This window comes from Streptomyces cathayae (genome assembly GCF_029760955.1).
In the GTDB taxonomy this organism is placed as follows: domain Bacteria; phylum Actinomycetota; class Actinomycetes; order Streptomycetales; family Streptomycetaceae; genus Streptomyces; species Streptomyces cathayae.
Genome location: NZ_CP121682.1, coordinates 1736701 through 1754986 on the forward strand (window position 1 = coordinate 1736701; position 18286 = coordinate 1754986).

10 protein-coding genes and 5 pseudogenes are annotated in these 18286 nt (G+C 68.7%); 6 read left to right on the forward strand and 9 right to left on the reverse strand.

What is annotated here, in order from left to right; all coding sequences use genetic code 11:
- Positions 1–98: 98 nt before the first annotated feature.
- Together PYS65_RS07795 and PYS65_RS07800 are read right to left on the reverse strand one after the other, a co-directional pair.
- Positions 99–377: a hypothetical protein gene (locus tag PYS65_RS07795; RefSeq protein WP_279333070.1), complete on the reverse strand. Its 279-nt coding sequence runs from the start codon at positions 375–377 to the stop codon at positions 99–101.
- A 110-nt stretch (positions 378–487) separates the two neighbouring features.
- Positions 488–754, reverse strand: a complete 267-nt coding sequence (locus tag PYS65_RS07800) for a DUF6343 family protein (protein ID WP_341483675.1) — start codon at positions 752–754, stop codon at positions 488–490.
- Positions 755–1015: 261 nt separating this feature from the next.
- Here PYS65_RS07800 and PYS65_RS07805 point away from each other — a divergent pair, with 261 nt between their 5' ends.
- The gene (locus tag PYS65_RS07805) at positions 1016–5740 is read left to right on the forward strand and encodes a glycosyl hydrolase family 18 protein (protein WP_279333072.1); all 4725 of its coding nucleotides are present in this window, start codon (positions 1016–1018) and stop codon (positions 5738–5740) included.
- A gap of 123 nt (positions 5741–5863) precedes the next feature.
- A pseudogene (locus tag PYS65_RS07810) lies at positions 5864–6112 on the forward strand (transposase); the annotation flags it as partial.
- Between the two features lie 500 nt (positions 6113–6612).
- Here the strand turns inward: PYS65_RS07810 and PYS65_RS07815 are convergent.
- A pseudogene (locus PYS65_RS07815) lies at positions 6613–6804 on the reverse strand (transposase); the annotation flags it as partial.
- Positions 6805–6890: 86 nt separating this feature from the next.
- Here PYS65_RS07815 and PYS65_RS07820 point away from each other — a divergent pair.
- On the forward strand, positions 6891–7631 hold the full coding sequence (locus PYS65_RS07820; RefSeq protein ID WP_279333074.1) for a class I SAM-dependent DNA methyltransferase: 741 nt from the start codon (positions 6891–6893) through the stop codon (positions 7629–7631).
- An 81-nt stretch (positions 7632–7712) separates the two neighbouring features.
- Here the strand turns inward: PYS65_RS07820 and PYS65_RS07825 are convergent.
- Positions 7713–8132, reverse strand: a pseudogene (locus PYS65_RS07825) (YjbQ family protein); the annotation flags it as partial.
- Here PYS65_RS07825 and PYS65_RS35135 point away from each other — a divergent pair.
- Positions 8029–8248: pseudogene (locus tag PYS65_RS35135) on the forward strand (mobilization protein); the annotation flags it as partial. The pseudogenes PYS65_RS07825 and PYS65_RS35135 overlap by 104 nt on opposite strands.
- Here PYS65_RS35135 and PYS65_RS07830 read toward each other — a convergent pair.
- From PYS65_RS07830 to PYS65_RS07845, 4 genes are all read right to left on the reverse strand, one after another.
- Positions 8221–9458, reverse strand: a protein-coding gene (locus PYS65_RS07830) for an IS3 family transposase (protein WP_423836076.1) whose coding sequence is annotated in 2 segments (ribosomal slippage) — positions 8221–9126 and positions 9129–9458 — 1236 coding nt in all. Because the reading frame shifts where the segments join, the coding sequence is not laid out codon by codon here. The pseudogene PYS65_RS35135 and the gene PYS65_RS07830 overlap by 28 nt on opposite strands.
- A gap of 38 nt (positions 9459–9496) precedes the next feature.
- A complete protein-coding gene (locus PYS65_RS07835; protein ID WP_279333076.1) occupies positions 9497–10336 on the reverse strand; it encodes a site-specific integrase in 840 nt (279 codons plus the stop codon).
- A 312-nt stretch (positions 10337–10648) separates the two neighbouring features.
- Positions 10649–11734: a recombinase family protein gene (locus tag PYS65_RS07840; protein WP_279333077.1), complete on the reverse strand. Its 1086-nt coding sequence runs from the start codon at positions 11732–11734 to the stop codon at positions 10649–10651.
- A gap of 183 nt (positions 11735–11917) precedes the next feature.
- Positions 11918–12901, reverse strand: a complete 984-nt coding sequence (locus tag PYS65_RS07845) for an ArsR/SmtB family transcription factor (RefSeq protein ID WP_279333078.1) — start codon at positions 12899–12901, stop codon at positions 11918–11920.
- Between the two features lie 89 nt (positions 12902–12990).
- Between PYS65_RS07845 and PYS65_RS07850 the strand changes: the two genes are divergently transcribed.
- Positions 12991–14307: an MFS transporter gene (locus PYS65_RS07850; protein ID WP_279333079.1), complete on the forward strand. Its 1317-nt coding sequence runs from the start codon at positions 12991–12993 to the stop codon at positions 14305–14307.
- A gap of 134 nt (positions 14308–14441) precedes the next feature.
- On the forward strand, positions 14442–15026 hold the full coding sequence (locus PYS65_RS07855; RefSeq protein WP_279333080.1) for a DinB family protein: 585 nt from the start codon (positions 14442–14444) through the stop codon (positions 15024–15026).
- A 99-nt stretch (positions 15027–15125) separates the two neighbouring features.
- Here PYS65_RS07855 and PYS65_RS07860 read toward each other — a convergent pair.
- A pseudogene (locus tag PYS65_RS07860) lies at positions 15126–18125 on the reverse strand (Tn3 family transposase); the annotation flags it as partial.
- Positions 18126–18286 lie beyond the last annotated feature (161 nt).

Sequence of the window (18286 nt, forward strand, 5' to 3'; positions counted from 1 at the left end):
CGCTCGCCCGTATGCTCCCGGCCGGGTCAGCAGACCGACTTTCAGGGTGACCACCCTGCCGCTACGTTCATGCGCCCCTCTCCCCGCTGTGCTCACGCTCAGTCGTCGCTGTCCGTCGGCTCCAGGAACGCGGGGGCCTGTTGTCCGCGCTCCTCCTCGCGGTATTCACCAAAGGCCGCAGTGCTGGTGTCGTCGTCCACGGCCTGACGTACGGCAGGTTCCTCCTCGAGGGCGTCGGCGGTCCCTGGCGGCGGCGGCGTCTCGTCGGCCTCCTCTTCGGTGTTCTGCGGCCAGCCGGGGTCAGCCTGTGCGTCGTGGTCGTCGTCCGCGCGCGTCCCCGAGGCCGGGGGTGACCTACGATCATCGTGGTCGGTCATGCGGTACTCCCACTCTCCCCCTTCCGAGGCTACGCTGCGTCCTCTGGCTGGACGAGCCGGACCTCACGCCACTGGTGACAGGGGCGCGCGGCCGTGCCTTGCTGTCACGGTCATGCACTGCCGTCGGCGCGCTCGTGCTGCCGCCTTCGTGTCCTGACCGCCATGAGGTCGGCAGCCGCTGCCGAGGTGAGCACTCCACAGATCACCGCGAGCACGGTCAGCGGGCCACGGCTCGGGCTGTCGCCGGGCCCCTGGTGCGCGGCCCACACGGCGAGCCCTGCTGTAGCGGCGGCGAAGAGGGGCAGGAAGACAGCGGACAACGCCATCCGCAAGCCCAGCGGGCTGCGCGCGGTCGTCGGCTCACTGCCGGTGCGCACCCGCACTGAGCGGCGGCCGGTCGCTCCGGAGCGGACGGGAGGTGCCGACGAGCCCCCCGGAATGACCACTCCTGAATCAAGACGGTGGATCCGGACTCAGCCTGCCCCGACTCCGGTAGGCCATCGGCACTCAACACTCAGGACTGGCCGATAAGTTGACCTATCGTCAGGAACGATCGAGACGTACCTTGAGAAGGTCAACTAGTGACCAGCGATCGGTTGTTCCCGATCCGTTGGATGTGAGAAACGGGGAGGAACTCTTTGTTCCGCCGATTAATCGCCGTAGTGGTGATGATGGCCGGGCTGGCAGCGGCACTTGTCGTTCCGGCCTCCGCCACCGATTTCCCTGCGGCCACCACGCCCTTGGTCTCCTGGAACATGCAGGGGGCCAACAACGGCGCACCGACGGGCAGCAAGTGGACCAACACGGTCAGGCAGTTCGCGTTGCAGGTGCCGATCGTGATGGTTCAGGAGGCCGGCCCGGAGCCTCCTCCGGGCAGCACCGCACAGCCCAGACAGACCTTCACCACGGTCGACAGCCAGGGCAACACGCATCAGCACACCGTGCTGCACCACACCTGGGTCGTCGACTCCAGTTGGCGCAATCCCATCCCGACCCGTGAGGTCTACTTCCTGCAGACCGACGACGACGCGACCAACCCGCACCGGATCGGCGGCCGGGTCAACATCGCGCTCGTCCTGAGCGAGGCGCCCGACGAGCTGATAGTCGTCGGCAACCCGGTCGACGCCGGCCGGAACGCGCTCGGGGCGCGGTTCGGCAACGAGTGGTACTTCACCTTCCATGGCCTGTCCGGCGGTGGCGGTGACTCCGGGCCGATGCTGGACGCCATCGACGACCGGCTCGAGGCCCTCGGGAACCAGCGTGGCGTCACCTACCACGTGACGATCGGTGGCGACTTCAACGTCGACCCGCAGGACCTCGCCAACCGGACGCACTTCCCGCCGACCATGCGGATCCACAGCTCGGGTCAGGCGACCCACCAGAGCGGTGGTGAGCTGGATTACTTCGTCACCACCCACCTGAATCTCGATACCGCGGTCGATGTCCGCTCCGAGGGCGGCTCCGACCACCAGCCGGTCCAGTTCGGCCGGCTCAACGCGGCCGGGCCCACTCCGTCTCCCGCCGCCAGCCCGGAGATCGACGAGCTCCGGGTGATGCCGGTCGGTGACGGGATCACGGTCGGTGCGAACAGCACCGACGAGACCGGCTACCGGGACGAACTGAGCACCCAGGCGAAGGGCATAACCATCGCTGCGTTGTTCGGTGGCGCGCTCAGTTTCATCTTCAAGCGCACGGATTTCGTCGGTGAGCAGAAGAACGGCAAGCGCGGCGACCCCGACCACATGGGGTTCGCGGGCAAGGGAATCGACGACATCAAGGCCCAGACGATCCCCGCGCTGACAACACTGCGGCCGAACATGATGACCCTGATCGCGGGCACGGCCGACCTGACCGGCGGTGCCGACGGCGCCGCGACGGCCGGGAAGATGCGGGGCTTCCTGGACGAGATCTACCGAACCTCGCCGACGACGACCGTCCTGCTCGGCACCCTGCCGCCGTCGACGAACCCGACGTACCAGGCCCGGATCGACGCCTACAACAGCGCGCTCCGCACGATGGCCTACGCCAAGATCCAAGGCGGCGCACGGCTGGTGCTGGTCGACATGGGCGCGGTGACCACGCAGGACATCACCAACGAGATCTACCCGACCGACACCGGCTACAAGAAGATCGCGGACGCCTTCGCCGCAGGCACTCGGATCGCGCTCCTGCAGCACATGATCAGCGGCCGCTCGTACGTCTGGAAGCCGATCGGCAAGATCCGGGACGCCGCCGCGACCGGCTCGAAGATCGCCTTCCCCGACCTGAACGGCGACGGCAAGGCCGACTACGCGGTGGTCGGTACGGACGGCAAGGTCACCGGCTGGCGCAACGACGACCCGACCAAGGAAGCGGTCTCACTGGGCGACATCAGCCCGGCCGACCGCGGGAACAACCCGGATGGGGTCTACTTCGCCGACCTGGACGGTGACGGCAAGGACGACTACATCCGGATCCTGCCGCCGGCCGACTCGCCGACCGGCATCGTCGCGATGCGGATGTCGCGCAACACCAGCAGCGGCAACAGCATCAGTTGGGGCACCGCGACGATCGTCGCGAACAACCTCGGCTACCCGCCGCAGATGTACTTCACCGACCTCGACGGTGACCACCGCGACGACCTGATCACGGTGGACCGGATGAGCTTCCCGACCGCCTGGCAGAACAAGGGCAAGGAAATGCCGACTCCGGGCGGCTGGAGCAAGATCTCGGGCTTCGCCACTCCGAGTGAGTCACCCGCCGCGCAGGTCGCCTTCGCCGACATCACCGGTGACGGCAAGGCCGACACGGTCCGGGTCGAGTTCACCACCGGTGACGTCCGGGCCTGGGAGAACACCGGCTCGCCGTGGAGCGTCACCTCCGGCTGGAAGTCGCTGGGCGTGATCCGCGCCGGCGACCCGTTCCAGGGCACCACCGGGACCTTCGCCGACCTCAACGGCGACGGGATCCAGGACTTCACCCTGACCCGCTCCGGGGCTACGACTAGGGCTACGACGGCGAAGACCGTCCTCAAGGCGGCCCAGGAGGCCGCGGCGAGTGGTGCCGGTGACATCGAGGGCTGGCTGGTGCCGAGCTACGGCGACGGCAGCCGCACCGACGGCGGTGCCGGTGATCTCGGTGTCAACGGCGGTGTCGGCGACCCTATGGAGTCGCACCCCGGTGGCGACGACGGCGGTACGCGGCCGGCCGCGACCGGCGACTGCCGACCGGACGGTCTGGCGACCACTCCGGGTGTGGCGACGCCGTACTGCAAGATCTATCAGAGCGACGGCCGCGAATGGCTCGGCGAGGGCCGCAGCCGCCGGGTCGTGGGCTACTTCAACGGTGGCCGTACGGGCGCCGACGGCACGCCGCACTACCTCGTGAAGAACATCCCGTGGTCGAAGGTGACCCACCTCAACTACGCGTTCGCGTCGGTGGAGAACAACAAGATCAAGGTCGACTCGAACGCCACCCAGAAGGAGTGGCCCGGCGAGGTCGGCGCCGAGATGGATCCCTCGCTGCCCTACAAGGGGCACTTCAACCTGCTGACGAAGTACAAGCGCCTGCACCCGCGAGTGAAGACGCTGATATCCGTCGGTGGCTGGGCCGGTTCCGGTGGCTTCTACACGATGACCACCAACGCCGACGGCTCGGTCAACCAGGGCGGGATCGACACGTTCGCGAGCTCGGTCGTGGACTTCCTGCGGACCTACGGGTTCGACGGTGTCGACATCGACTTCGAGTACCCCACGGTCCTCGAGGACACCGGCAATCCGGCCGACTGGGCGGTGGCGAACCCGCGCCGCAAGGGCCTGCCCACGACATACGCCGCGCTGATGAAGGCGCTGCGGGACTCGCTGAACCGGGCTTCGGCCGCGGACGGCAAGTACTACCTGCTCACCTCGGCGTCGTCGGCCTCCGGCTACCTGGCCCGCGGGATGGCGAACCAGACCGCGCTGAAGTACCAGGACTTCACCAACCTGATGGCGTACGACTACCACGGCACCTGGAACGACGTCGTGGGCCCGAACGCGGCACTGTTCGACGACGGCAAGGACCCCGAACTGGCCGACCAGTACGCCACCCCGGAGAACGGGAAGATCGGGTACTTCAACACCGACTGGGCGATGAAGTACATGCGCGGCGCGATGCAGGCCGGGCGCGTCAACATCGGTGTGCCCTACTACACGCGCGGCTGGCAGAACGTTACCGGCGGCACCAACGGCCTGTGGGGTACGTCGCCCAAGCCGAACGGCTGCGAGCCGGGTACGGGCATCAAACGGCCGTGCGGTGACGGTGCCTTCGGCATCGACAACATCTGGCACGACGAGACCAACAACGGCAGCGAGCTCGGCTCCGGGACGAACCCGCTGTGGCACGCCAAGAACCTGGAGAAGAACATCACCCCGGTCTACGCCCCCAGCGTCGGGCTGAAGCCGCACACCGACGTCACCGACCGGCGCACGGGTCACTACACCCGGTACTGGGACGACACCACCAAGACGTCGTGGCTGTGGAACGCCGAGAAGAAGGTGTTCCTTTCGACCGAGGACGAGCAGGGCATCGACGCGGTCACCGATCTGGTCAAGTCGACCGGTGCGGGCGGCGTGATGATGTGGGAACTCGGCGGCGACTACGCCTGCCCGGCCGACGTCCAGCCGGACACCCCGTGCGGGATGGGGTACACGCTGACCACCCGGCTGAACCAGAAGCTGGGCAATGCCACTGCCTACGACAACAATCTGCGCACCGGCAGCAGCGGTGCCGCGCCGACAGTGACGGCCAACGTGAGCGTCGAGTTGGTCAACTACCCGACTTCGACGGCGAACCTGTGGCCGTTGCAGCCGACCGTCCGGATCACCAACAACACCGGGCGCACGCTCGGCGGTGGCAAGGACACGAAGCTGTCGTTCGACATCCCGGCCTCGACGTCATGGCTGGTCAAGGACGGCAACTGGCAAACCGATGCCCAAGGCGGCCAGTGGAAGCTGACACCCGGTACGACGCTCCACCGGATCAGTACGACGCTGGACTACTGCCAGATCATCCCGGCCGGGAAGTCGCTCGACTTGCCGATCATCTACTACCTCCCGATCACCGGTCCGGTGAACACGAGTCTGTCGATCGGCGGTACGGCGTACGCGCCGGTGACCGACAACCTCAAGGGACTCGGTACGGCGACCCCGCCGGCCGGTGGCTGCAGCGCCGGGAACTGGGACGCGACCAAGGTCTACTCCCCGGCCAGCCAGCCGATCGAGCAGACCACGGTCAAGTACAACGGCAAGGTCTGGAAGGCCAAGTGGTGGACGCAGGGCAATGCCCCCGGCACCGGGGCCGACGCCGACCACGAGCCCTGGAAGCTGATCGGCAACGCCAGCTGACCATTCTCAGCCACCCAGCCTGACACTCCACGTCCTGACCAAATAACCGGAGAGTGCTTCTGACCTGCAACGATGGGACATGTCCAAGGTCCTGTTGGCTGCACGGAAAGAAGCACTCTCCAGGTGAGCAAGCGTGTCGGGTTGTACCCGCGTGCTCGTGTCGAGGGCGGTGGCAGTGGGTTGGTCTCGCAGGCCGGGGTGGTGCTGATGGTCGAGACGGTCCGCAAGGTGGGCCTGGACACCGCGATATCGGCGGCGCCGACGCCGTGGCGCAAGCCGCTGACGGTGCACGACCCGGGCACGGTCCTGCCGGATATCGCGCTCGCGACGGCTCTGGGGGACTGCCTGGCCGATGTCGCCATGCTGCGGGCCCGAGCGCGGCAGGGTGCCGGCCTTCCTGGCGCGCTCGCGTGCTCGCAGCATGGACTCGGCGAACGCCTGCACCGGCGGTCGCAACGGGAGCGGGATGGCGTCGATGCGGCGTCGTCGGCGTCCGGCGGCGAGCCGTTGCGCCTGGTCGGTGGGAAGGGCGAGGCCGTACTGAGTAAGGAAGGCATCGAATGCGCGAGCGAGGGAGCCCATCGAACGGCCGGGGCGGCGGGCACGGTCCAGGAGGGCTTGGGGGTGGTTGGGGTGTTCGTCGTTCAGCGGCCTGCCCAGCGTGCTGATCATGGTGCAGGCACGGCTCACGCAGTGCCGGTCGGCGAGATGCCCAGCGAAGTCACCCAGCCAGGGCACCGGCTCGGCGAGCCGGGATGCCAGGTTTTCGGCGGCGATGAAGGGGCGGTCAGGGTGCCTCTGCCAGCAGGCTGAGCAGAGTCCGTGTCCGGGCTCCGCAGGGCAAAGCGCCGGTAGACCGTGGGTCAGGCCGGCCCGAACACTGGCGGCAACTGCCGCCAAGTGCATCCCGATGTAGCCACGAAGATGATCGCGGCAAGCGTTTCGCGGTCACCCGCCCGCTGCCGACCCCCGCCCTGCGGACGCCTCACCTCTATCGGCGGCACCACCCGCCGGAACAGCACCCACAACTCCTCTGGCACCAGCCGCTCAACCAGATCCGTCATGCACGGTTCAATGAGCGATCACGCCATAAGAAACGGCGTCTAAATACATGGACAGCTCCCCGCCGCGCCCGGCAAAGTGGCCGCCCGTGACGAGCAGTGAGCTATGGACCCGTGCGACCGCCGACCGCTACGACGCCGAGGAGAGCGAGATGTCCTCGGCCGCTGTTCTCGGACCGACCCTCGCCTTCCTCACCGAACTCGCCGGAGACGGCCGGGCACTGGAGTTCGCCATCGGAACCGGACGAGTGGGCGTCCCGCTCCGGGAACGCGGCGTGCCCGTTGCGGGCATCGAACTGTCCCAGCACATGGCAGCGGTCCTGCGGCGCAAGATCGACGAGGACATGCTCCCGGTCGTCATCGGGGACATGGCCACGACCGTCATCCCCGGCGAGTTCACCCTGGTCTATCTCGTCTACAACACGATCACGAACCTGCTCACCCAGGCCGAGCAGGTCGAGTGCTTCCGCAACGCCGCACGTCACCTGACGCCTGGCGGCCGATTCGTCATCGAGCTGGGCGTGCCGCCGCTGCGGTTCCTGCCGCCCGGGCAGGTCGCGGTGCCGTTCGACGTCTCCGAGCGGCATCTCGGCTTCGACACCTTCGACCTGGTCGAGCAGATTCTCGTCTCGCACCACCTCACCCGCGACGGCGAGGACGGCCGCTACCGCCGCGGCAACTCCCGGCACCGGTACGCGTGGCCGGCGGAGCTCGACCTGATGGCACGGATCGCGGGGCTCGAACTGGAACGCCGCGTCGCGGACTGGGACGGGGCGCCGTTCACCCAGGACTCCGCGAAGCACATCTCCGTGTGGCGCAAGCCGGCCTGAGGCAGTCCCCTGGTCCCGCCCATCGGCCAGGCCGGGCACGAGGAAAAAGTCACGACGGTGGGAGGTACCCCGCCGTCGCAGGTGCGTATCCACCGGGCACGCCGACTGCCATGTCCCCAGTTCCAGCCGATCGCCGATGACCGGCAGAGCCGCATGGGGCGCGACGAGGGCCGGGAGGACGTGGTCGCGGCCGTGGCCGGGGCTGCCGGGGGTGCTGCCAGCGGTCGTCGGCGGGCAGCAGGGTGTGCAGAGAGAGCGTCCAGGAGGTCGTCGTCGCTGGGCGCCCGTCTCGATGATCGCCACGCCGGTCGTGGCGTGCGGCACGAAGACGTTCAGAAGGCCGTCGCGGCCTGCCCCCGCCTTGCGGAGGAAACTCTCACAATCGCGGGCGAGGTCGTTGTCCCCCGACCCCGGCCGCGACCCGAAGGCCACCCTGAAGGACCTCCAGCAGCTCCTCGACCAGCCGGTCCGGGCGCTGCCCGAACACGCACGTCCTGCCAAGCACGTCTGGCACACCTCGGTGCGCGCGACTGCCGATGACCGGATTCTCACGGGCCTTGTCCCCGGAGGGTGGACACCATTCGTGTCGTTATGCGGCAAGTGTCAGGGTAGCTGACTGCTGCTCGTAAGCGATCGGCGCCTGCTGCCCGAGGCGTGAGTGCCTGCGGCGGGTGTTGCAGCGGGTGGTCCAACGGAAGACGGCCAGGCGGCAGGCGCGGACCCCGTCGAAGCGACGGGCACCGCGGAGCGTCTCGCGCTTGAGGGCCGCGTTGAACGACTCGGCGAGGGCGTTGTCCGCGCTCGTGCCGACCGCGCCCATGGACTGGATCACTCCCAACTGGGCGCAGACTGCGGCGAATTCACGAGAGGTGTACTGGGCCCCATGATCGCTGTGGAAGACGGCGCCGGCCAGGCCGCCGCGAACCCGGGCGGCTGCCCGGAGCGCATCGGTGACCAGCGAGGTGCGCATGTGATCGGCGATCGACCAGCCCGCCAGACGACGCGAGAAGCAGTCGATCACCGTCGCCAGATACAGGAACTCACCGTCGCCCACCGGCAGGTAGGTGATGTCGCCGACGTACTTGAGGTTCGGTTCACTCGCGGTGAAGTCGCGCCGCAGCAGGTCCGGCACGGGCGTGGCGGACGGCTCGGGCACGGTGGTGACCTGGCGCCTGCGCAGCCGCAGCCCGGCGATGCCGTACTTGCGCATGACCCGTCCGACACGCTTGTGGTTCACGCGCTCGCCCTCGTCGCGCAGCTCGGCGGTGATCCGCGGGCGGCCGTAGGTGCCGTCCCACTCGGCGTGCACGGCCCGGATCCGCTCGGCCAGAGCGGCGTCGGCCCGCTCGCGCGCGGCGCGGGCCGCACGGCCGGCCCGCCACTTGTAGAAGCTGGAGCGGGCCACCTCCAGCACGGCGCACAACCGCTTCACGCCCCAGGCGCGGTGGTGGTCCTCGATGAACTGGAAGCGGTTGGTCACCAGGTCATCTCTTGTGCGAAAAACTTCGTCGCCTTGCGGAGAATGTCCCGTTCGGTGGCGAGCTTGTGCATCTCCTTGCGCGCTGCCGCCAGCTCCCGGCGCAGGGCCTCGTTCTCGGCCTGAAGCTCCTCGGCCGTCGGCGGGGAATCCACCGTGTTCTTCTCCGTGCTCGTGCTCGTCGCGCTGCCCCCGCCGTGGCGGGCCCGTTCGGCCCGTACCCAGTTACGCAGCGTCTCGCGGCTGATCCCCAGATCCTTGCCGATGCCCTCGAAGGTGTGGCTCGGGTCCGACAGGTACAGCGCGACCGCGTCCGCCTCGAACTCGGGCGAGTAGACCTTCATCACCATAAAAGATGCCTCCTGCCCGGCCCCTGCCGGGGCCGGGATCAGAGGTGTCCACCACTCGGGGACAGGTCCCGGACCCCGATCCGCAGGCCTCGCTCGGACGGCCAGAGGGCCCGGCCGGTCGAATACCGCATCCCAGGCCGGACCTCGCTGATCCACTCCTCGATCGTGCCGGGTGTCCAGTGCCAGACGGTCAGCACGCTGCGACGCTTGGGCGGTGAGCCCTTCTTGGCCTTGCCGTAGCGGACCAGCAGGGTGCCGTACTCACCGAACTCCCGGCCCTCCGGATTGCGGCCGAAGTCGGTGAGATCCAGCATCCGGGTCTCGTTGCGTCGCAGGCCGTAGGCGTACGCGACCTTGAACAGGGCGGCATCGCGGAAGGCCGGCAGCCAGCCCTTGCGGCCCTTGCCGCGAACGCGCACCACCTCCTCGTCGGCGTGGTCAAAGAACGCCTCCAGCTCGGGCCGGGTGAAGGCCCGTCGTTCCGGCTCGCCCTCGGCCTCGTCGGCGTGCGTCGCAGCGTTCCAGTCGTAGACCACCTGGACCGGGTGCGTCCCGAAGTGCCGCAGGCACTCGTCTGCCCAGCCGTAGGCCGGGTTGATCAGGAAGTCGCAGAACTGGCGCACGGAGCCCTGGTAGTTGCGCAGGGTGGAGCGGACGCAGCCGTGCACGGCCCGCAGATCGGCCGACCACTCGTCGACGTGCTGCGGCGTCCACTGCCACGGCATCGCATCTGCATGCCGGGTGAAGGCCCGGACCGTGCGTTCCTGGTCACCGACGTATCCCACCGACAGGTTCCGGGCGAGTTGCTGGTTGCGCCAGCCATTGATCATCGCCTCGAAGACCTGCTCGTCCGGCCGTAACAACGGCAGACCGTCCACCAAGTGCAGCCGAGCAGACCCTGGAACAAGGCCGTCTCCACCCATCCGCCATCACTCTCCGTCTATCGCATCTGACGCGAGAATTTCGCATCAGATGCGACCGGGGGGCGTCTTCGCAGTTCAATCGCTCGATGGAGTGAGACTCACAGGCGTCCGCCGAGGAGACCGCTACCGTGGTTCCGAGGTCAGCGTCCCTGGTGAGACCACTTCCATGCGGTCCGGGGCCAATCTCCAGGACGGGTGTCGCCTATTCGCATCCGATGCAATTGGCGTCGGTAGGAACATCGGTACAGCGGTTGGCGCTGAGAACGATCATGGTTCCTGGGTGGCGGTCTCCGAGTTCGGGTGAGGCTGGGTCTGGAGGCGCTGGCGGAGATCGGCTTCTCCGGCTGTGAGCGGATCGTCCGAGGGTCGGATACGGACTCGGCGGGGGCGAGGGATGTCGTCGACGTCCTGGAGGTCGGCGAAGTCGGCGTGCGCCTGGGCAACGGCCTCGGGGTACGCCTCCTTCTTCTCGTGCTCGGCGAGCGCGCGGTAGATGCTCGCGACGCTGGGGGCCTGGCCCTTGCGCTTGCCGGTCGGGATGATCAGGTCGGGCTGGATCTGCTCGACCGACTCGCCGTTCGCCCGGCGCCGCAGCACGGTGTGCAGCATGTCTTCGGTGATGACGGGCGGGCGGCCGCCGTGCTTGCCCTTGCGGGCCGCCGCGTCGAGTCCTTCGAGGGTCGACTCCCGGATGTTCTCCCGCTCGGTCTCCGCCATCGCGGCGAAGAACGCGAACAGCGGACGGCCCGGCCCGCTCGGGTCGTACATCCCGGGCAGCGGCCCGGCGAGCATCTCCAGGACCAGGCCGTGGGCGGTGAGGTGGTCGGCGAGCGCGGTGAGTTCGGCGGCGTCGCGCCCGAGGCGCTTCATCTCGTAGACGGTGAAGATGACGCGGCAGTGCGGGGCGTGGGCCTTGATCTGGCGGGCCAGCGCGAGCGCGGCCTCGAACTGCGGCCGGACGCGGACGCGGGTGCTGATCTTCTCGGAGAACACCTTGTCGCGCGGGATGCCGTGCTTGGCCAGCGCGTCGAGCTGGGACTGGAGTTCCTGGGTGAGCGTCGAGCAGCGGGCGTACCCGATGCGGATGTCGGCGGTCGGGGTGTCCGGCGCGAGGGCGAGCGGGACCGGGGTGCCGGGGCGCCACGGCTGGCCGGGCCCGCGGTCGGCGGGGGTGGGCACGCGCAGGAGCTTGGCGAGCCGAGGCACCTTGGTGAAGCGGCCGGTGTGATAGGTGCCGGCGACCGCGCCGGAGCGCGAGCGGCACGGCGAGCCGGGGTCGGCCTTGCAACGTGGGCAGGGGTGACGCTCGACGTCGTCGGCGTCGCTCGGAGAAGACTCTTGAGGGACCGTCATGCCCACAGATGCTGTCACAAACGATTCTCAGAAGTGCTCGGAATCCACTTTTGAGTGAGAACGGGTTCTGCGAACCGAACCGGCGCTTTGTGATCTCCGTGCGAGCCTTCTTGATCTTGCTCGGCTAAAGGACCGTTTGTGAGAATCGCTCGGCATCGGGGTCGGTGTCGCTGATCTGAGCCCTCAGTCCGAACCGGCGACCAGTGCCTCGCCGAGCGGGGTGCGCCGGTAGAGCACCGACCGTCCGGACCGGGCGCGGACGAGCAGCCCCGCGCCTCGCAGGATGGCGAGGTGGTCTCCTACCGCGCCAGGTGCCATGGCGAGGCTTCGGGCGAGGTGGCTGGTACTGGCCGGGGCGTCCAGCGCCACCAGCAGCCGGGCTCGGGCCCGGCCGACCAGAGCGGTCAGCGCGTCCGGTCGGGGGCCGGTCTCCTGTTCGCCCCACAGGGCGGCGGTGCCGCGGGCGCGATAGACCAAGGTCCGGGGCCAGGGGTCTTCCGTGTGGGCAGCGATATTCCTGACAAAGACCGAAGGGATCAGCAGGAGCCCGTCGCCGGCGAGGCGGACTGTTCCTACTTGAGGGAAGTGGCCGATCTCGATGCCGCCGGCTTGCCAGGCGATGCTCGGGTGCAGGCTCTCGATGGTCGTGGCCCATCCGTGTTCGCCGATCACACCCACCCGGTGCACGACGTCGCGCTCACAGATCGCGCGCAGTTGCGGCCAGTCCGCGGCGAGCAGCTCGTGCCAGGCCTGGTCCATCGCCTCGGCGATCCTGGAGACGGCGTCCGTCGAGTCCAGCACTGCGCGTACGCGGGGATCACGGGCCAACGGGCCGGTCGCGTTGGTGGCGATTTCGTGGCGGGCCGCTTCCAGCGGTGTGGCCCGGATCATGGCCAGGTCGTCCGCCCAGGTCTGGTTGAGGCCGCGCGGGGGCGGGGCGACGAAGTTCGGTCCGCCCCCGCGCGGGGTGTGCAGGGCGAGGGCGGCGTTCAGTTCGCTCTCGCGGCGAAGCCGTTCAAAGGCGGGCAGGAGTCGGGGGGCCCAGGCTCGCGGCAGCGGCCTGTCTCGGCCGGCGAGCGAGCCCAGCAGGAAGCACAGGTCCAGCGCGGGCGACAGTGCGAAGCGGCTGCGCAGCAGGGCCTCGACGGAGACTTCGAAGCGCAGCACCGCGCCATGCTACCGAAGGCCGTCTGTTCCGATTCGTCCAGCGACGAATCATTGGTGTGTGGTGTGGGCGCACGGCGAGGCTGCGCGTCATGACCCCAACCGCCGAACCCCCGCAGGGCAACCACCGTGCCACCTACCGGGAGGTGCTGGCCGAGCCACGATTCCGGCTGCTCTTTTCAACACGCGCCGTCGCGATCACTGCGGACGCGCTGCGGATCACCACGTTCTCGGTGCTGGTCTTCTCGGCCACCGGCTCCGCGCTGCTGAGCGCACTGGCCTTCGGCATCGGCTTCATCCCGCAGCTGTTCGGCTCGCTGCTGCTGGGCTCACTGGCCGACCGACTGCCGCCCCGCGCGCTCATCACCGGCGGCTACGCCTTGACGTGCGTCGCCGCCCTGCTGCTCGCCCTGGTGCGGATGCCGATCGCGGCAAGCCTCGGTGTCGTGGCGCTGGTCGCCCTCGCCACACCGGTGTTTCACGGCGCGTCGAGTCGGCTGGTCGCGCAGTCGCTGGAGGGCGACGCCTATGTACTGGGCCGTTCACTGAACAACATCGCTGCCTCCGGCGCGCAATTGTTCGGCCTGGCGCTGGGAGGTGCGGTCGTCGCGGCACTCGGCCCACGCCGGGCGCTCGCGGTCAGTGCCGTCCTTCACCTCGGCTGCGCGCTTGCTATCCGCATCCGGCTACCCCGGCTGCAGCCGGGGGAGTTCGGCGGCACACCCGGCAGCGCTGGGGGTGATGGCGGGGCCGTCCGGGCAAGCCTGCACGGTGCCGGCCTGCTGCTGCGCGGACGCACGGTGCGGCGACTGATGCTGGCCCAGTGGCTACCCGTCGCGCTCGTAGCGGGCGCGGAAGGCCTCATCGTCGCCTACGCGGGAGAACACCGATTCGCGCCCGGCTGGTACGCGGTGCTGATGGGCTGCCTGCCGGTCGGCATGCTCGTCGGTGACCTGCTGGTGGGTCGACTGCTGCGGCCACCCGCCCGGGAGCGACTGGTAGTCCCGTTGGTTGTGCTGGCGGGGCTGCCGCTGGTCGGCTTCGCTGCCGAGCCCGGAGTGGGCGTCTCGTGCTGTCTGCTGCTGCTCTGCGGCTTCGGATACGCTTACGGTCTCGGCCTGCAACGGCCGTTCCTGGACGCCCTGCCGCAGGACGGCCAAGGTCAGGCCTTCGGCTTGCTCGGCTCCGGCAGCATGACGCTGCAGGGCGTCGGACCGGTTTGCTTGGGCGCGGTGGCCGCAGGCATTGGAACAGGCGGCGCAATCGCCCTGGCAGGCGGCGCGGTGGCGCTTACCGCCGGCTGGATTCTCACCTGGCACCCGTCCGCCTCTCCACTCCCCGCCCCGAACCACTCAACGGGATCAGAGAACAGCACCGAACAGCATGCGTGTAGTCCTCCTGCGCAGTAACCCTCGCAGGTCGGGTCGGCCGCGAGCCGTTACGCACCCCACCCCCGCCCCCGCCCCCACGTCTCTCTGCCAGCCGTTGCGGACCACGTACGGGATCTTGAGACTACGAGCAGCCCATGGAAGGTTCATGTCGCATGATCGATGAATTCGCGAAGGACAACCTGCACGGGAGACTGCGGCGGGACCGCGAGGCGCTGCTCTGGAAACTCGACGGCTTGTCCGAATACGACGCGCGCCGACCTTTGACGGCGACCGGGACCAACCTCCTCGGCCTGGTCAAACACGTGGCCAGCGTCGAGGCCAGGTACTTCGGCGAGGTCTTCGACCGCCCTTCCCCGGAACCGCTGTCCCGGTGGCAGGACTCCGACGGCAGCGACCTGTGGGCGACCGAGGACGAGACCCGCGATCAGATCATCGGGTTCTACCGGCGCACGTGGGAACACTCGGACGCGACGATCAACGAGCTTCCCCTCGACGCCCCCGGCCACGTGCCGTGGTGGCCGGGGCCTTATGCCGACACGAACCTGTTCGCCGTCATGGTCCATGTCCTCGGCGAGTCCATCCGGCATGCCGGGCACGCCGATATCCTGCGCGAGGGCCTCGACGGCCGGACCGGGCTGCGCGCCGAACACGAGCAGCAGATCGACGAGGAAGCCCGTGCAGCCTACTGCGCGAAGATCGAGCAGGCCGCCAGGTCGGTCTCATCAATCAAGGCTTAGTCGAACATATCGGGCAGCCTGACATCGGCTCCCCTGCCGGCGCTTGCGATTTCCGAGCACCCGGCCACCCGATATGCCCGCGTCACCCGATGTGGGCGTTCAGTCCGCGCCTTCGTCGTCCTCGTCCAGCTCGGGCGCGTCCGGGTCGCGCAGCGGGCGCAGGCCCTGGGACGGAGTGGAGGGGGTGAAGCTGTAGCGGCCCAGGACGTTGGGGTTCTTGAACTTCAGCGGGGACAGGCGGGCGACATCCGCATCGCTGATCTCGTGGCCCTCGGCACGCAGCTGGGCGACCGCGGCGTCGATGTACTTCGTCGTCCAGAGCACGACGGCGTTCAGCACCAGTGCCAGCGAGCCGAGTTGGTCCTCCATGCCGTCTCGGTATGCCTGGTGGATGGTGCCCCGCTTGCCGTGGCAGATGTCCCGGGCGAGGGTGTGGCGGGATTCCTGGACGGACAGCTGCTTGCCCATCTGCCGCCGGTAGGTGTCATCGACCGGATCGACGACCTGGAGCAGGTGCAGGGTCTTGGCGATGCGCCCGTACTCGGCGAACGCTTGCCCCAGCGGCGTGGGCCGTCCATGGTTACCGAACATCCGCAGCAGGTCGTAGGCCCGCACCTGGTTGGTGACCAGCGAGCCGGCGACCTTCAGCATGTCCTCCCACTGGGTGGTCACCTTCTTCAGGTTCACCTTGTTCGTGCGGGCCAGGTCCGTCAGCGGCCCGTAGCCGCCGGTCTCGATCCCGTCCATCTCCGCCCGCCAGAACCTCTGGTCGTCCAGGTCCTTGAACCGCGGGGAGAAGTTGTAGCCCAGGATCTTGAACAGGCCGAACACCATGTCGCTGTACGAGGCGTTGTCGGTGGCGACCATTTCCGGCTTCACCCCGCCGTCGAGGTTCAGCAGGGCGTCCAGGATGTGCAGGGAGTCGCGCGGGGTGCCCGGGACCACCGTCTGTCCGATCCCGAAGACCTGGTCGTTGACGGCGTTCAGCCAGGTGATGCCGCGCTTGAATCCGAAGTACTTCGGATTCGGGGCGGTGCTGATGGAGCGGACCGGGACGACGAAGCGCAGGCCGTCGACGGAGGCAAGCAGCCCGTTGCCCCAGTGCGCCACGATCGGTACCTTCGCCTGGGCCTCGATCAGGGTGGCGTTGGCCGCGGCGATGGTGTCGGCCCGCAGGTAGTACTGGTCGACGTGGACCAGCCGGGAGCGGGTCAGCGCCTCGTGGCCGGGGTTGGTCACCGGGGTCATGCCGATGTTGCACGCCTCGCTCACCAGGAGCGCGACGACCGAGGTGGTGAGGTCCTTCATGTGGGTCTTGCCGTCGCCCAGGTGCACGAAGGCGTCCAGGAACCCGGTCCAAAAGTGTACTTCGAACAGCAGGTCCGGCAGGTCGATTTTCGGGAGCATCTTCTCCACCCGGCGCCGCAGCCAGGCCAGCGACTTGGGCACCCCGAGTGCCCCGAGCGCGTCCACGTTCAGCTTGGCCCGCCCGTTGGGCTGCACCTCGATGCTGACCTTCGCATCTGCGCCGGCCTCTTCGAGGCGTTCGGCCATCTGCTTCCACGCCGCGTCCAGTACCCCCACCAGCTCCGCCAGATGCTCCTCGACGGACGCCTCCAGGCTCAGGCCGGCCAGTACGTCCTCGCGCACCGCCAGCCACGGCTTGCCGTCCAGCAGCTGGGCGCGCGGGTTGGAGAAGCGGTGCGAGGGGGAAGCGAAGATGACGCGGCTGATCAGCGCCCGGTACAGCTGCTCCAGCACGCACACCACGTAGGCGTCGCGGTCCACCGCGCCCTGCGGCAGGTCCTTGTTCGCGTACACCGCCTTGCGCCAGTACGGCGGCACGACCTTGTCGTCGACCTCCCGCTTCAGCAGCGGCTTCTTCGTCACCTGGCGCCGGCTGAGCGCGGGCAGGCCCTTGACCGCGGCCAGGACCCGCTCCCCGGCCGGGGCCGCGCCGAGCATCTTGGTGTCGCCGAGCAGCGACAGGAACGGGCGCACCGTGTTGTAGCGGTTGGCCAGCGCCTCGCGGATCGCGATCTCCGCCGAGTCGTCGTCCTCCGGGACCAGGCTCGCCACCGTGGTGGCCGCGCTCCACAGCTGGGCCCTCGGCGCGATCTCCTCCAGGGCCTTCCACATCGCGGCCGCGTCCACCGCCTTGCCGCTCTCCTCGATGTGCTCCAGCTCCTCCATGAACGCCTTCGACATGCGGGCGGTGATGCGGGACGCCTTCTCCAGCTGCGGCAGCGTGGAGAGGCGGTCCTTGTTCGTGAGCCGCTTCGCGGTGCTGAGCAGCTTGGTCGACATCAGCACCGTGAACAGCTCCAGCGCGTCGTCGATGGCCTTGGCCTCCAGGTGCCGCATCACCGCGGTCAGCATCGCGGTGCGCTTCGGCTCGCTCGCCCGCTCCAGGCTCGTCGCCTTCGACCCCAGGCCGTAACGGGCCAGCGCGGCGAGCCGGTTCGGCGGGAGCTTGTCCAGCTTCACCCGCCCCAGCCGGTACACGGCGATCTCGTCCACTCGCTCCAGCGCCCGCTTCATCGCCGTACCGGTGGTCTTTGTCGGCGGCCGGCGGAAGGTCTCCAGGTACGAGTACCGCCTGCCCTCCGGCGTCTCCAGCAGCGCCACCAGGTCGGCGGGCAGCGACCGGTCCGCCCGCCAGGCCGCCCTGGCGACCGTGGTGTGCAGGCGCTTGTCCGCGATCTCGCGGACCTCGGACACCTGCCGCGCCAGCACCGACACCCCGGGCAGCAGCACCCGGTGCTTCCGCAGCCAGCCCACCGCATAGTCGAACAGGGCCTTCGGCCCCTCCGAATGCGCGGTCCACGCCCGCCCGTGCAGGAACGTCCGGAACTTTCGCCCCCACTCCGGGGCGTCGTACTCGTGGTACTCGTACGCGTCCCGGATCTCCCACGCGTGCTCGTACGCGGTCTTCGGTCGCTCGGTGTACCGCTTCACGTCCGAGACGTCCTCGATGCCGAGCTGCTCGGCCAGGTGCTCCACCGCCGGCCACGGCACGCCCAGTGGATCGTCCGGCAGGAACCTGCCGATGTAGCGCACCGTGCACATCTGCAGAGCGAAGCCCAGTTGTGCGACATCCCGTGAGTTCTCCTGAGCCCCGTTGAGTCCCCAACCTCGTGACCAGGGGGTTCGTCCTCGCTCTGGTGGCTCCTCGCGCCCTGACGTAATTTCAAGATTCCTGAAGCGTTCTCACTGTTTCTGACCGCTCGACGGTCAGGGCGAAACGAGGGGTATTCGGA